This window comes from Kitasatospora sp. NPDC048722 (genome assembly GCF_040650235.1).
Classification (GTDB): Bacteria; Actinomycetota; Actinomycetes; order Streptomycetales; family Streptomycetaceae; genus Kitasatospora.
Genome location: NZ_JBEZGX010000062.1, coordinates 1 through 14,341 on the forward strand (window position 1 = coordinate 1; position 14,341 = coordinate 14,341).

At 73.1% G+C, this 14,341-nt stretch carries 12 protein-coding genes and 1 pseudogene; 7 read left to right on the forward strand and 6 right to left on the reverse strand.

Translation table 11 applies throughout. The features are described 5' to 3' along the window. Positions 1 to 794 precede the first annotated feature (794 nt). From AB0C76_RS33420 to AB0C76_RS33430, 3 genes and pseudogenes are all read right to left on the reverse strand, one after another. A pseudogene (locus tag AB0C76_RS33420) lies at positions 795 to 1,820 on the reverse strand (sensor domain-containing diguanylate cyclase); the annotation flags it as partial. Between the two features lie 328 nt (positions 1,821 to 2,148). Then, the gene (locus AB0C76_RS33425; RefSeq protein WP_359972841.1) at positions 2,149 to 3,273 is read right to left on the reverse strand and encodes an adenylate/guanylate cyclase domain-containing protein; all 1,125 of its coding nucleotides are present in this window, start codon (positions 3,271 to 3,273) and stop codon (positions 2,149 to 2,151) included. Between the two features lie 172 nt (positions 3,274 to 3,445). After that, a complete protein-coding gene (locus tag AB0C76_RS33430) occupies positions 3,446 to 4,339 on the reverse strand; it encodes a biotin--[acetyl-CoA-carboxylase] ligase (RefSeq protein WP_359972843.1) in 894 nt (297 codons plus the stop codon). A gap of 233 nt (positions 4,340 to 4,572) precedes the next feature. Here AB0C76_RS33430 and AB0C76_RS33435 point away from each other — a divergent pair, with 233 nt between their 5' ends. The 4 genes from AB0C76_RS33435 (at position 4,573) to AB0C76_RS33450 (ending at position 7,445) form a co-directional block, all read left to right on the forward strand. Then, a complete protein-coding gene (locus AB0C76_RS33435; RefSeq protein ID WP_359972846.1) occupies positions 4,573 to 6,162 on the forward strand; it encodes an acyl-CoA carboxylase subunit beta in 1,590 nt (529 codons plus the stop codon). Positions 6,163 to 6,203: 41 nt separating this feature from the next. Further along, positions 6,204 to 6,425: an acyl-CoA carboxylase epsilon subunit gene (locus AB0C76_RS33440; RefSeq protein ID WP_359972848.1), complete on the forward strand. Its 222-nt coding sequence runs from the start codon at positions 6,204 to 6,206 to the stop codon at positions 6,423 to 6,425. Between the two features lie 173 nt (positions 6,426 to 6,598). Then, a complete protein-coding gene (locus AB0C76_RS33445; protein WP_359972850.1) occupies positions 6,599 to 6,724 on the forward strand; it encodes a hypothetical protein in 126 nt (41 codons plus the stop codon). Between the two features lie 115 nt (positions 6,725 to 6,839). After that, on the forward strand, positions 6,840 to 7,445 hold the full coding sequence (locus AB0C76_RS33450; RefSeq protein WP_359972852.1) for a nucleoside triphosphate pyrophosphatase: 606 nt from the start codon (positions 6,840 to 6,842) through the stop codon (positions 7,443 to 7,445). Between the two features lie 7 nt (positions 7,446 to 7,452). Here AB0C76_RS33450 and AB0C76_RS33455 read toward each other — a convergent pair whose 3' ends face one another. Continuing rightward, complete coding sequence (locus tag AB0C76_RS33455) at positions 7,453 to 8,049, reverse strand: hypothetical protein (protein ID WP_359972855.1); 597 nt, start codon at positions 8,047 to 8,049, stop codon at positions 7,453 to 7,455. Positions 8,050 to 8,309: 260 nt separating this feature from the next. On the opposite strand from AB0C76_RS33455, the gene AB0C76_RS33460 reads away from it, so the two are divergent. Both AB0C76_RS33460 and AB0C76_RS33465 read left to right on the forward strand, forming a co-directional pair. After that, complete coding sequence (locus AB0C76_RS33460; RefSeq protein ID WP_359972857.1) at positions 8,310 to 9,047, forward strand: hypothetical protein; 738 nt, start codon at positions 8,310 to 8,312, stop codon at positions 9,045 to 9,047. A gap of 220 nt (positions 9,048 to 9,267) precedes the next feature. Beyond that, positions 9,268 to 11,043 (forward strand): biotin carboxylase N-terminal domain-containing protein, encoded by a 1,776-nt coding sequence (locus AB0C76_RS33465; protein ID WP_359972859.1) that lies wholly within the window; start codon positions 9,268 to 9,270, stop codon positions 11,041 to 11,043. Positions 11,044 to 11,113: 70 nt separating this feature from the next. On the opposite strand, the gene AB0C76_RS33470 is transcribed toward AB0C76_RS33465, so the two are convergent. Continuing rightward, complete coding sequence (locus AB0C76_RS33470) at positions 11,114 to 12,106, reverse strand: DeoR/GlpR family DNA-binding transcription regulator (RefSeq protein WP_359972861.1); 993 nt, start codon at positions 12,104 to 12,106, stop codon at positions 11,114 to 11,116. Between the two features lie 200 nt (positions 12,107 to 12,306). Beyond that, entirely contained in the window at positions 12,307 to 13,761 is a 1,455-nt protein-coding gene (locus AB0C76_RS33475) for an NAD(P)H-quinone dehydrogenase (protein ID WP_359972863.1), read from the reverse strand. Between the two features lie 78 nt (positions 13,762 to 13,839). Between AB0C76_RS33475 and AB0C76_RS33480 the strand changes: the two genes are divergently transcribed. Beyond that, entirely contained in the window at positions 13,840 to 14,277 is a 438-nt protein-coding gene (locus AB0C76_RS33480; RefSeq protein WP_359972865.1) for a gamma-glutamylcyclotransferase, read from the forward strand. Positions 14,278 to 14,341 lie beyond the last annotated feature (64 nt).

The window sequence follows — 14,341 nt, forward strand, 5'->3', positions numbered from 1 at the left end:
CCACCCCCGCAGCCACCCCCGGCGAACCCCACCCACCCGAAAGCCCACGACCACACCCCAAGCCCACGACCCCGAAGCCCCGCGCAGCGGAACCCTCACACCCCCGGCGGCGAAGCCGGCCCCGAAAGCGCCACCGCCACCAACGCCCGCATCGCACAAGCCGCCTGCCCCAGAGGAAGCGTCGCATCATCCGCGAACAGCTCCACGAGCCAGCCACCCGCCGGATTCTGCCCACCCGCCGCGACCATCCCCCGGTAGCCGGAGACGACGAGCATCGCCTCCTCCGCCGGGTCGTTCCCCGCCGCCCCCGCCCGGAGGGCGAACGCACCGCCCCGAACGGCCCGTCGAGTCATCGGGTAGTGCCGGAGATCGAAGACCGCGTCCGGGGCCTCGATCTGGGCGCGCTGGGTCTCGGCACGAGTGCTGCTGGGCCCGCTCGTCATCCGGTAGACGGCGTGCTGGGCGGTCCGCATCAGCTGGGACCCCGGCGGCACGTACGACACCCACCACCCCACCGCGTCCAGCAGCCGGGCGGCGGCCTCGGCGACGACCACCAGCTTGCCGAGGGTGTCGGCACTGTGGACGGTCCTCGCGGCGCTGTGCTGGTCGAGGGCGGACAGGACGGCGGTGAGCAACTGCCCGGGGTCGGCGCTGTGCGCGGCACCCCTGAACCGCCGGCGGTCGCCGTTGCCCATCCGACCGCCGGGCCGCCCGCGCCCGTCCGCCCGGTGGTGGGGGTCGGCGGCGTCGGCCAGCAGCACGGTGGGGTCGGGCGAGAAGCCGGGCCCGTGGCTGCGCCCGGCGACGACGGGGTGGGCGGCGCGGGCGGCCTTGGCCCGGTACTGGGCGGCGTCGGCGAGCCGGAAGAGGCGGTCGGGGGTGGTGACGGGCCCGATGGAATCCCCCGTCGAGGCGACCCCGCACGCCACGCCCTCCCCCTCGGACAGCGCCAGCGCCCGCGCGCACAGCTCCTCGGCGACGGCCACGACCTCGTCGGCCTTCTGGCCCTCCACGAGCAGGCAGAACTCGTCGCCGCCGAGCCGGGCCGCGAGGCTGCCGGGCAGTTTGGCGGCGGCCAGCGACAGCTGGTGGGCGAATCGTTCCAGCAGGCGGTCGCCCATTTCGTGGCCGAGCTGGTCGTTGACCCGCTTGAGGCCGTTGACGTCGCACACGACCAGCGACACGACGGTGTTGTCCCGGTTGTGCGCCTCCAGGGCGTTCTCCAACCGGGCGTCCACCGCGCGCCGGTTGGCGAGGCCGGTGAGCGGGTCGGAGAAGGCGAGCTTGCGCAGGTCGGCGAGGCGCTCGGTCTGGGCGAGCCCGGCCGAGACCTGGGCGGCCAGCAGGGTCGCGTAGTCGGCGTCGGCCTCGGTGAACTCGGGCATCCCGGCGGCCCGGGCCAGGTAGAGCTCACCCCAGGCCTGCCCGTGCAGGACGATCGGCGCGACGACGCAGCAGCCCCGCCCGCGCCGGCGCAGCGCTGCGGCGCGTTCCTGGCAGTACGCGCCGGCGGTGGGATGCACGTGACCGGCGTGGGGTTCGCTGTTCTCAGCGGTCTGCAGCCAGGCGCGCGGCAGCCGTCCGGTGGTCCAGCGTTCCTCCAGATAGGTGACGATCTCGGGGAAGTCGGCGACGGGGTAGGACTCGTCCTCGGGCTGTTCCTCCTCACCGGGGGCGAGGTCGCCGTGGTTGACGAGGACCCGCAGCCGCCCGGACTCGCGGTCCCAGACGGAGACGGCGGCCATGGTGGCGCCGAGCGCCTCGGTGGCGCGGGCCGCGGCGGCCCGGACGGCCTCCAGGGGGGTGAGCGCCCCGGCCATGTCCTGGGCGAGCTCGACCACGGACTGCAGCCGCAGGTCGGGCAGGGCGGCGGGCCGCCCGGAGGCGTCGCAGTCGCAGCCGCGGTCCGTCATGGTCGCCTCACTGCTCACCGGCTCGCCCCGCTCCCTGTGCCCGGTCCTACCGAGGGCGGCCGCACCCGTCCCGGCCGCTGCACCAAGACTATGGCGACTTCACCCGGTTATGCCCCGTTTCACCCCATACGCCCGTCGCCGGTTCACCGGCAGGCACCCGGCCCCAGCCGCAAACCCGACCCCAGGCCCCAGCCCGGGTACCCCGACCAGCCTCGGCTACCCCGACTCCCGTCGGCTACTCCGGCTTGAGCCGCCGCGACAGCAGCCAGGGCTCGACCAGCCCGAGCCCCCGCACCGGCCGCCGCCACATCGGCTGCAGGTGGAAGCGGTGCCCGGAGTCCGACGAGGGCAGCGGAAGCCCGGAGGCGGGCATCCCGGCGGCGGCCGAGAGCGCCTCGGCGAGGCCGGGCCCGTCCGCGTCGGGCGGGGCGACACTGCCGTTCTGCTCCAGCGCGGCGGCGAACTCGCCGTCGATCAGCACGGCGTCCTTGGGCGCGATGGAGGTGAGCCGGCTGGCCAGGTTGACGGTGGTGCCGAAGACGTCGCCCATCCGGGAGGTCACGGTGCCGAAGGCCATGCCGACCCGCAGCGCGGGGATGGTCTCGTCCTCGGCGAGCGCGTCGATCAGGCCGAGCGCGATCTCGGCGGCGGTCACCGGGTCCTCGGAGACGTAGAGGATCTCGTCGCCGAGGGTCTTGATGACCCGGCCGCCCTGCCCGGCGATCAGGTCGGAGCAGGTGTTCTCGAAGGTCTCGACGAGCTCGCCGAGTTCCTCCTCCTCCAGCCGCCGGGAGAGCCGGGTGAAGCCGACCAGGTCGGCGAAGCCGACGGCGAGCCGGCCGCTGGTGATCTCGTGGTCCTCGGCGGCCTGCACGACCCGCCCGGTGACGGCGGCCAGCTGGCGCCGCCAGACGTAGACGAGGAACTGCTCCAGCTCGGGCAGCAGGAGCTCGACCAGCGGGTAGGCGACCTCGGCGCGGGTGAGGCCGGGCTCGACGGACTGGGTGAGGTTCTCCAGGAAGGTGTCCATCTGCCAGCCGGCCAGCCGCGCCGTGGTCTGCCCGGTGGAGCGGGCCACCTGGATCGCCATCGACTCGCTGAGCAGGCCGGACTCGACCAGTCCGGCCAGTCGGCGCAGCGCGATCACGTCACCGTCGGTGAGGGCCCGGGACTGTCCGATGTCGGGGAAGCCCATCGCCCGCCAGAAGCGGGTGGCCAGCTCCATCGGGACGTCGGCGGCCCTCGCGGCCTGGTAGGGGGTGTAGCGGCGCGGTGCGTCCAGGATCAGGCGTTCGAGTTCGAGCGCGACCGTCTGGTCGTGGCTGTCCGCCGTCCCGCCGTTGCTGCCGTCCTCTGCCACCGGTCCGTCCCCGTGCGGTCGCCGCACTTTCCTCGTGTCCTACCTGTCCGGGCGCCCGTCCGCCACCCGGGCGGACAGTGGCGCGCCTCACACCGCTGCCAGGTGGAATGTTCGCACGGAATCGCGTGATCCGGGGCATCCGCCCGAGTCAAGGAGAGGTGAAGACTGCCGTTCAGCGGGGTTCGGGGCGCACGTGGACGACGTCCCCCGCGCCCACCGCACGGCGCGCGCCCTCCGGCGTACGAACCACCAGCCGCCCGTCGCCGTCGATCGCCACGGCCTCGCCGGTGAGCTCGATGTCGCCCGGCAGGTGCACCTTGACCGGGCGCCCGAGCGTGGTGCAGCGGTCGACGTAGGCGCGGAGCAGGTCGCTCCCGTGCGGGTCGCCGGCGGCGGCCGTCCAGTCGCCGTACAGCTCGGCGAACTCGCGCAGCAGGGCGCGCAGCAGCGTGGAGCGGTCGGTGACGGCGGCGCCGGCCAGGGCGAGCGAGGCGGCGGTGGGGACGGGCAGCTCGTCCTCGCGCAGCGTGACGTTGAGGCCGACCCCGGCGACGACGGCGCCGCCGCTCAGCTCGGTCAGGATGCCGCCGAGCTTGCGCTCGGCGCCGTCGACCTCGACCTGGAGGTCGTTGGGCCACTTCAGCCCGACCTCGACGCCGGCGACCCGGTTCAGGGTGCTGGCCACGGCGACGCCGACCAGGATCGGCAGCCAGCCGTACCGCTCGACCGGCACCTCCTCGGGGCGCAGCAGGACGGAGAGGAACAGCCCCGAGCGCGGCGGCGCCGTCCACTGCCGGTTCAGCCGACCGCGCGCGGCGCTCTGCGCCTCGGCGACCAGGACGGCGCCCTGCGGCGCGCCGGTCAGGGCGCGGGCGGCGAGGTCGGTGTTGGTGGAGCCGGTCTCGGTGACGACGTCGAGCGAGGTCCACAGGCCTCCCGGGAGCACCAGGTCCCGGCGCAGCGCGTCCTCGTCCAGCGGCGGGCGGTCCAAGTCGGTCCACGGCGACGGCCCGGCGTGGCCGAAGCCGCGGAGTCCACTGCGGCGGGGGGTCTCGGGTGCGCTCATGGGAACGACCCTAGACGGGCCCGACGGCCCACGCCGTCCCATCGTCCCGCAGAACGGCCGTCAACAAAACTGTGTCGCTGACCATAACGGCCGGGCGTTACGTCTGGCCCTCCGTGCTGGCTACGCTACCCAACGGTAGTTCGCAGCGCCGCCCTGCCCTCCTGTGCGGGCCCCCGTTCCGGTCCGCGCGCACTCGAACAGGTCGCGGCCCAGGATCAGGGAGAGCCACCGGAATGACCGAGGCCCCGTACGACCCCCACACCACCGCGGGCAAGCTCGCCGACCTGCGGCGCAGGATCGACGAGGCGGTGCACTCCGGCTCCGCCAAGGCGGTGGAGAAGCAGCACGCCAAGGGCAAGCTGACGGCCCGGGAGCGGGTCGCGGAGCTGCTGGACGAGGACTCCTTCGTCGAGTTCGACGAGTTCGCCCGGCACCGCTCGACCAACTTCGGGCAGGAGAAGAACCGCCCGTACGGCGACGGCGTGGTCACCGGCTACGGGACCGTCGACGGCCGCCAGGTCGCCGTGTTCGCCCAGGACTTCACCGTCTTCGGCGGCTCCCTCGGCGAGGTCTTCGGCGAGAAGATCGTCAAGGTCATGGACTTCGCGCTGAAGACCGGCTGCCCGGTCATCGGCATCAACGACTCCGGCGGCGCCCGGATCCAGGAGGGCGTGGTCTCGCTCGGCCTGTACGGCGAGATCTTCCGCCGCAACGTGCACGCCTCCGGTGTGATCCCGCAGATCTCACTGATCATGGGCCCCTGCGCGGGCGGCGCGGTGTACTCCCCCGCGATCACCGACTTCGTCGTGATGGCCGACCGGACCTCGCACATGTTCATCACCGGCCCGGACGTCATCAAGACCGTCACCGGCGAGGACGTCGGCATGGAGGAACTGGGCGGCGCGCGCACCCACAACAGCAAGTCGGGCAACGCGCACTACCTGGCCACGGACGAGAAGGAGGCGATCGAGTACGTCAAGAGCCTGCTCTCGTACCTGCCCTCCAACAACCTCTCGGACCCGCCGTCCTACCCCGAGCAGGCGGACCTCGACATCACCGACGAGGACCTCGAACTCGACACGATCGTGCCGGACTCGGCGAACCAGCCGTACGACATGCGCAAGGTGATCGAGCACATCGTCGACGACGGCGAGTTCCTGGAGACCCAGCCGCTGTTCGCCGGCAACATCATCACCGGCTTCGCCCGGGTCGAGGGCCAGTCGGTGGGCATCGTCGGCAGCCAGCCGATGGACCTGGCCGGCTGCCTGGACATCAACGCCAGCGAGAAGGCCGCCCGCTTCATCCGCACCTGCGACAGCTTCAACGTCCCGGTGCTGACCTTCGTCGACGTGCCCGGCTTCCTGCCCGGCACCGAGCAGGAGTGGGACGGCATCATCCGCCGCGGCGCCAAGCTGATCTACGCCTACGCCGAGGCCACCGTGCCGCTGATCACCGTGATCACCCGCAAGGCCTTCGGCGGCGCCTACGACGTCATGGGCTCCAAGCACCTCGGCGCCGACCTCAACCTGGCCTGGCCGACCGCCCAGATCGCGGTCATGGGCGCCCAGGGCGCGGTCAACATCCTGCACCGCCGGGAGATCGCCGAGGCCGAGGCCACCGGCACCGCCGAGGAGAAGCGGGCCGAGCTCATCGCCTCGTACGAGGACACCCTGCTCAACCCGTACCTCGCGGCCGAACGCGGCTACGTGGACGCGGTGATCGCGCCGAGCGAGACCCGCCGCCACATCGTCCGCGGCCTGCGGGCGCTGCGCGGCAAGCGCGAGGTGCTCCCGCCGAAGAAGCACGGCAACATCCCCCTGTAGGCCCACTGCCCAGAACAAGGCCGTAGCGAGAGGATTGAGCCATGGCCCCGATCCACGTGCTGCACGGGCAGCCGACCCCCGAGGAGCTCGCCACCGTCCTGGCGGTGGTCCAGGCCCGGGCCGCCGCCGCGCAGGCCGCCGCCGAGGCGGCGCGCCGGGCGGGCGTCGGCCCGGCCTCCCCGTGGAACGACCGCGCCCGTCTGCACCGCCCCGCGGTCCGTCCCGGCGTCAGCGCCTGGCGGACCTCCGGCTGGGCGAGCTGAGCACGCGCAGCACACCTTGAGGAGTGGGAAGTCGGCCGGGCCGACTTCCCACTCCTTTCCTTGTCGCGAGCACCGCGCCCCTTGCCCCAGGCACTCCGTTCCGGCCCGAATCGCCCGGAACCTGAGTACGGATACTCAGGCGCCCCGCCCGGCCCGCGGCGCACCCTGGAGGGGTGCTCTGGTCAGACCCCCGCGACGAGCCCTCCCCCGAGGCCCGCCGGGTGCAGGAGAAACTGCACCGCGCCGGCCGTGTGCTCGCCGCCTACCTCCTCGTGATCGCCGTGCTGCTCCTGCTGTGACCACCGCGGCGCCCCGCGAAGCCCCCCGGCGGATACCACCGAGAGCCCCCGGAGACCCCGCGGGGACCACCGTTCACCCGAACGGCCGACACCACGACCCCCTACCCTGGTGGGCATGACCGACCCGCGCGCCCTCGTCCTCGCCTCCGCCTCCCCCGCCCGCCTCGGGCTGCTGCGCCAGGCGGGCCTCGACCCGCGCGTGGTGGTCAGCGGCGTCGACGAGGACGCCATCACCGCCGCCACCCCGGCCGAACTCGCCCTCGTGCTCGCCGAGGCCAAGGCCAAGGCGGTCGCCGCCGAACTCGTCGGCGGCGAGCTCGTGATCGGCTGCGACTCGGTCCTGGAACTCGACGGACGGGCCCTCGGCAAGCCCGCCGACGCCGCCGACGCGCTCGCCCGCTGGCAGTCGATGCGCGGCCGCTCCGGCGTGCTGCGCACCGGCCACTGCGTCATCGACAGCGTGACCGGCGAGCAGGCCTCGGCCACCGCCTCCACCACCGTCCGCTTCGGCACCCCGGACGACGCCGAGGTCGCCGCCTACGTCGCCTCCGGCGAACCGCTGCACGTGGCCGGGGCGTTCACCCTGGACGGCCGCTCCGCACCGTTCATCGAGGGCATCGACGGCGACCCGGGCAACGTCATCGGCCTCTCCCTGCCGCTGCTGCGCACCCTGCTGGCCGGCCTCGGCGTCCGCATCACGGACCTCTGGGCCACCGACTAGTCCGAGCTCACTGCGGCGGCACGTTCTGCGCCAGGAAGGCCAGGACGTCCCGCAGGGCACCGTCGGCGAGCAGGTCGGCGCCGTGCCGCGAGCCCGGGTAGATCTTGAGCGTCTTCGCGGGCGACACCGAGATCGCGTACAGGTCCTTGGCGTCGTCCGCGAAGGGCGAGTCGTCCTCCTCCGCCGCGAAGAACACCGGGGCCTTGATCTTCGCCACCGCGATGCGCGCGTGGTCCCCGGCGTAGTCGGTCGGGCCGCTCAGTGAGACCACCGCCGCCACCGGCAGCGGGGTCGACCGCTCGGCCGCGGCCTCCAGCGAGCCGGTGCCGCCCTTGGAGGCGCCGATCAGGACCGCCTTGGTGATGCCCTTCCCTCCCAGCCAGGTCAGCGCCGCCGGGACGTCCCGCGCCGGGCTGTCCGGCTCCTCGGTGGCGAGCACCGCGTACCCGGCCTCGGTGAAGGCCGGCAGGTAGGGCACCCAGTCGCAGATCGAACCGCCGAGCTGGTGCGAGAAGAACAGCGCGACCTTGGCCGTTCCGGCGTCGGACTGCTGGAAGTACCCGGGCCGCACCCCGGACACGGCCGGCACGTTGATGCCGTTCATCCGGTTCTGTTCCTCGGTGAGGCACCCGAATCTTCGCGCCGGATCCGCCGTCGAGGTCGGCGCACCGGGCGACACCCTCGACCCCACGGTCTGGCACCCCGCCGCCACGAGCACCGCCAGTACGGCCGCCGCGACACCCAACTTCCCCGCCTTCAACGTCATTTGGCGAACGCTAAGGACCACCGGCAGCACCGTCAATGGTCCCGACGGGCGCCCCCGGCTAGGCTGTCCGCCGTTTCGAACGGGGAGGGACGGCGCCGATGACCGACAACGTGCTCAACGTCGTACTGGGCCTGGTGGCGAGCGCCATCAGTGCCGGGCTCGGCTGGCTCGCCCAGGCCCTGCGGCGCCGCCGCAGGGTGGAGCGGGTACGGGCCTTCTTCGGCCTGCCCGCCGGCGGCGAGTGCCTGATCGTCGTGAACCGCAGCGTCGGCACCGGGTCGGACGCGAAGACGGTGACCCGCCGGGACGCCTACGCGCTGATGTGGCTGGCCGGGCTGGTGGAGGAGTGCGGGGCCAAGGCCGAGCTCGTCGCGCACGACGAGGTCGGCCGGGGGCTCGGCGCCAAGACCGAGTTCTGTCTCGGCGGCCCGGTCAGCAACGAGCGGATGGCCGCCCACCTGGCCTGGGGTCTGCCGGGGGCGCTGATGACCAGCGGCCCCGGGCCCGGTAGCAACGTCATCGTCGTGGGCGACCACGAGTTCACCGCCGACCGCGACCAGGCACACACCCTGCTGGCCCGGATCGCGACCCCGGAGGGCGGGCGCCCGGTCTACCTCGTCTCCGGGCAGACCGGCATCGCCAACCAGGCCGGCGTGCGCTATCTCGTCGCCAACCACCGCAAGCTGGCCCGGACTTACGGACAGAACGGCACCTTCGCCCTGGTGCTGCGGATCGTCAACCCCGACGCGTACGGCCCGGACATGGTCGAACTGGCCGCCGACGTGACCGCCGCCGCCCTGCGCCGGACCACCCCCCGGACCCCGGCCACCGCGTGAGTGTGGCCAAGCCCACCGGGCCGCCACGCCGTCGCGCCACGACCGTACCGGCACCGGGCCGCGCCCGCCCCGGCCACCCCACCTGCGAGGACGTCCGGGTGGTCGTCCACGGGCCCGCGCAACAGATCACCGTCCGTGTGGGATAGTTCACAACCTGGGGCTACTCGCCGGTACTGCCCAGGAATCCATAAACTCAACGAGGTTCAAGAAGGGAGCCACAGTGCGCAAGGTGCTCATCGCCAACCGCGGGGAAATCGCCGTCCGCGTCGCCCGGGCCTGCTCGGACGCCGGTATCGCCAGCGTCGCCGTCTACGCCGAGCCGGACCGGGATGCGCTGCACGTGCGCGCGGCCGACGAGGCTTACGCGCTGGGCGGTGACACCCCGGCCACCAGCTACCTGGACATCGCGAAGGTCCTGAAGGCCGCCGAGGACTCGGGCGCGGACGCGGTCCACCCCGGTTACGGCTTCCTGTCGGAGAACGCGGAGTTCGCCCAGGCCGTCCTCGACGCGGGTCTGACCTGGATCGGCCCGCCCCCGCAGGCCATCCGCGACCTCGGTGACAAGGTCACCGCCCGTCACGTCGCCCAGCGCGCCGGTGCCCCGCTGGTCGCCGGCACCCCCGACCCGGTCTCCGGGGCGGACGAGGTCGTCGCGTTCGCGCGGGAGCACGGTCTCCCGGTCGCGATCAAGGCGGCCTTCGGCGGCGGCGGCCGCGGCCTCAAGGTCGCCCGCACGCTGGAGGAGATCCCCGAGCTGTACGAGTCGGCCGTGCGCGAGGCCGTCGCGGCGTTCGGCCGCGGCGAGTGCTTCGTCGAGCGCTACCTCGACAACCCGCGTCACGTCGAGACCCAGTGCCTCGCGGACAAGCACGGCAACGTCGTGGTGGTCTCCACCCGCGACTGCTCGCTGCAGCGCCGCCACCAGAAGCTCGTCGAGGAGGCCCCCGCGCCGTTCCTCACCCCCGAGCAGAACGCCGAGCTGTACCGGGCGTCCAAGGCCATCCTCAAGGAGGCCGGCTACGAGGGTGCCGGCACCTGCGAGTTCCTCGTCGCGCTGGACGGCACGATCTCCTTCCTGGAGGTCAACACCCGTCTGCAGGTCGAGCACCCGGTGACCGAGGAGGTCACCGGCATCGACCTGGTCCGCGAGATGTTCCGCATCGCCGACGGCGAGGAGCTCGGCTACGGCGACCCCGAGGTGCGCGGCCACTCCTTCGAGTTCCGCATCAACGGCGAGGACCCGGGCCGCGGCTTCCTTCCCGCCCCCGGCACCGTGACGCTGTTCGCCCCGCCGTCCGGCCCGGGCGTGCGCCTGGACTCGGGTGTCGAGACCGGCTCGGTCATCGGCCCCGCCTGGGACTCGCTGCTGGCCAAGCTGGTCGTCTCCGGCCGCGACCGCAAGCAGGCCCTGGAGCGCGCCCGGCGCGCGCTGAACGAGTTCAAGGTGGAGGGCATGGCCACCGCCATCCCGTTCCACCAGGCCGTCGTCACCGACCCGGCGTTCGCGCCCGAGGTGCACGGCAGCGAGGGCCCGTTCACGATCTACACCCGCTGGATCGAGACCGAGTTCGACAACACCATCCCCCCGTTCGCCGGCGCGCCCGGCGAGGGCGAGGAGGCCGAGGGCCGCGAGACCGTCGTCGTCGAGGTCGGCGGCAAGCGGATCGAGGTCTCCCTGCCGTCCTCCCTCGGCGTCTCGGCGGCCCCCGCCGCGGGCGCGACGGGTGCGGCCAAGGCCAAGCGCCGGGTGGGCGCGAAGAAGGCCGGCTCGGCCGTCAGCGGTGACACGCTGGCCTCGCCGATGCAGGGCACGATCGTCAAGGTCGCCGTCGAGGAGGGCCAGGTCGTCGCCGAGGGCGAACTCATCGTCGTCCTGGAGGCGATGAAGATGGAGCAGCCCCTCAACGCCCACAAGGCCGGCACCGTCGTCGGCCTCAAGGCCGAGGTCGGCGCGAGCGTCAGCAGCGGCGCCGCGCTCTGCGAGATCAAGGACTGACACCCCGTCGACCGGCCGGTCCGTACGCCCCCCGCGGGTGTGCGGACCGGTCGCGTTTCACCCGCAGGTGTCACCGCCCGCGCGGGACGCCCAGTTCGGCCAGCCTGACCTGCATCCCGCCCGGCCCGGCCGGGCCGCCGTGCGTCCCGGGCCGGCGCTGGCCGGGCAGCGGCGCGCCGCCGGGCGGCGGGGCGGCCCGGCGCGGCAGCGGGCCGGGCTGGGTCTGGTGGACGGGCCCGCTGCCGGTGCCGTGCACCGGGGCGTCCCCGCTGGGGGCGGCGCCGAGCGGCGCCAGGTCGATCTGCACCCCGCAGTCGGCGAGGGCGTCCAGCTCGCGCGCCGAGGCGTCGTCCGAGGTCGCGTGCTCGTCGGTGACCAGCCGGGTGATGGTCTCCGTGGGCACGGTCTGGAACATGGTGTCCGCGCCGAGCTTGGTGTGGTCGGCGAGGACGATGACCTCGGCGGCCGACTGCACCAGCGCCCGGTCCACGCTCGCGGACAGCATGTTGGTGGTGGACAGCCCGCGGTCGGCGGTGAGCCCGCTGCCGGAGATGAAGGCCTTGGACACCCGCAGCCCGTGCAACGACTGCTCGGCACCGCTGCCGACCAGCGCGTAGTTGGAGCCCCGCAGGGTGCCGCCGGTCATCACCACCTCCACCCGGTTGGCGTGCGCCAGCGCCTGGGCGACGAGCAGCGAGTTGGTGACCACGGTCAGGCCGGGCACCCTGGCGAGCCGGCGGGCCAGCTCCTGGGTGGTGGTGCCGGCGCCGACGACGACCGCGTCGCCCTCCTCCACCAGCCCGGCGGCGAGGTCCGCGATGGCGCTCTTCTCGGCCGCGGAGAGGTGGGTCTTCTGCGGGTAACCGGGTTCGCGGCTGAAGCCGCCGGGGAGCACCGCGCCGCCGTGCCGGCGGTCGAGGAGCCCTTCTGCCTCCAGCGCCCGTACGTCCCGGCGCACGGTCACTTCGGAGGTCTGGACGACGCGGGCCAACTCCCGGAGCGAGACCGCTCCGTTGGCGCGCACCATTTCGAGGATCAACTGGCGACGTTCTGCTGCAAACACAGAACCGAAGGTAACCTGCGTGACCGTCTGCTTTCAGGCGTTTGCAGCTAGTAGCGGGAAATGCTCACGCACGAGCGGCGCGTGACCGTACAATACGCGCCGTCAATGACCCGGGACTGCGCCCGCCGTACGGGTGAGGATCACGCGCGCGAAAAGGGCGGCCGCCGATCGGCGACCGCCCTCAACTGTGCGCCGGACGCTCAGGATTCGCCCTCGGCCCGCTTGCGGATGTGCAGCTGCCGGGCGGCCTCGGCGGTCGAGCCGGACACCGACGGGTAGACAGTGAAGGCGCTGGCCACCTGTTCGACGGTGAGATTGGCGTCCACCGCGAGGGAGATCGAGTGGATCAGCTCGCTCGCGCGCGGGGCGACCACGACGCCGCCGACCACGATGCCGGTGCCCGGGCGGCAGAACAGCTTCACGAAGCCGTCCCGGATGCCCTGCATCTTCGCCCGCGGGTTGCCGCGCAGCGGCAGCTTGACCTCGACCGCGTCCATCTTGCCGCACTGCACGTCGGCGGCGGTGTAGCCGACGGTGGCGATCTCCGGGTCGGTGAAGACGTTGGAGGCGACGGTCTTCAGGTTGAGCGGCTGCACCGCGTCGCCGAGCGCGTGGTACATCGCGATCCGGCCCTGCATGGCCGCCACCGAGGCGAGCATGAAGACGCCGGTGCAGTCGCCGGCCGCGTAGACGCCCGGGGCGCTGGTGCGCGAGACCCGGTCGACCTGGATCTGGCCCCAGTCGTTGAGCTTGACCCCGGCCTCCTCCAGGCCCATCTCGGCCGTGTTGGGGATCGAGCCGACCGCCATCAGGCAGTGCGTGCCCTCGATCACCTTGCCGTCGGCGAGGGTGACCTCGACCCGGTCGCCGATCCGCTTGGCGCTCTCGGCACGCGAGCGGCCCATGACGTTCATGCCGCGGCGGCGGAACACGTCCTCCAGCACCTCGGCGGCGTCCGGGTCCTCGCCCGGCAGCACGCGGTCGCGGCTGGACACGAGCGTCACCTTGGAGCCGAGCGCCTGGTAGGCGCCGGCGAACTCGGCACCGGTCACACCGGACCCGACCACGATCAGCTCGCGCGGCAGCTCCTCCAGGTCGTACACCTGGGTCCAGGTCAGGATCCGCTCGCCGTCCGGCTGCGCGTCCGGCAGCTCGCGCGGGTGGGCGCCGGTCGCGATCAGCACCGCGTCGGCGCGCAGCGAGTGCACCGTGCCGTCGGGGGCGTCCACGAGCACCTCGCGGGAGCCGTCCACGGCCTGACCCCCGGCGCCGAGCCGGCCCCGGCCGCGCAGCACGGTGACACCGGCGCGGGTGACCGACTGGGTGATGTCGTGGGACTGGGCGATCGCCAGTCGCTTCACACGGCGGTTGACCTTGCCCAGGTCCACACCGACGACCTTGTCGCCGTGCTCGCGCGCGCCCCCGTCCCGGGCGACGGTGATGCCGAGCTCGTCGTAGGAGCTGTCGAAGGTGGTCATCACCTCCGCGGTCGCGATCAGCGTCTTCGACGGAACGCAGTCCGTGAGCACCGCCGATCCGCCCAGACCGTCGCGGTCGACGACGGTCACCTCCGCGCCGAGCTGAGCGGCGACGAGAGCCGCCTCGTAGCCGCCTGGTCCGCCACCGATGATCACGATCCGAGTCACGCTCACCATTGTCCCGCACGCCCGGAGCACTGCCACGCCGGGGTACGGGCTTCTGTGCGATCGCCCAGTCGCCGTAGTCTGGCCCGCATGCCCCTTTACGCCGCGTATGCCACGAACCTCGATGCCCGGCAGATGACCCGCCGCGCCCCGCACTCCCCCCTGCGCGGAACCGGCTGGCTGGACGGCTGGCGGCTCACCTTCGGCGGCGAACAGCTCGGCTGGGAGGGCTCGCTGGCCACCGTCGTCGAGGACGAGAAGGACCAGGTCTTCGTCTCCCTCTACGAGATCGCGCCGATGGACGAGGAGGGCCTGGACCGCTGGGAGGGCGTCCAGCTCGGCATCTACCGCAAGATCCGGCTGCGCGCGCACACCCTGGACGGCGACATCCCCGTCTGGACGTACGTCCTCAACGACTACGAGGGCGGCCTGCCCGCGGCCCGATACCTCGGCCTGATCGCCGACGCGGCGGAGAGCGCCGGCGCCCCGGACGACTACGTGATGGACCTCCGCCGCCGGCCCTGCTGACCCCTCGCGGAACACCACCGGAGGGCGGTGCGGAACTGTCGGTACCGACGAGGCGGGCCACCCG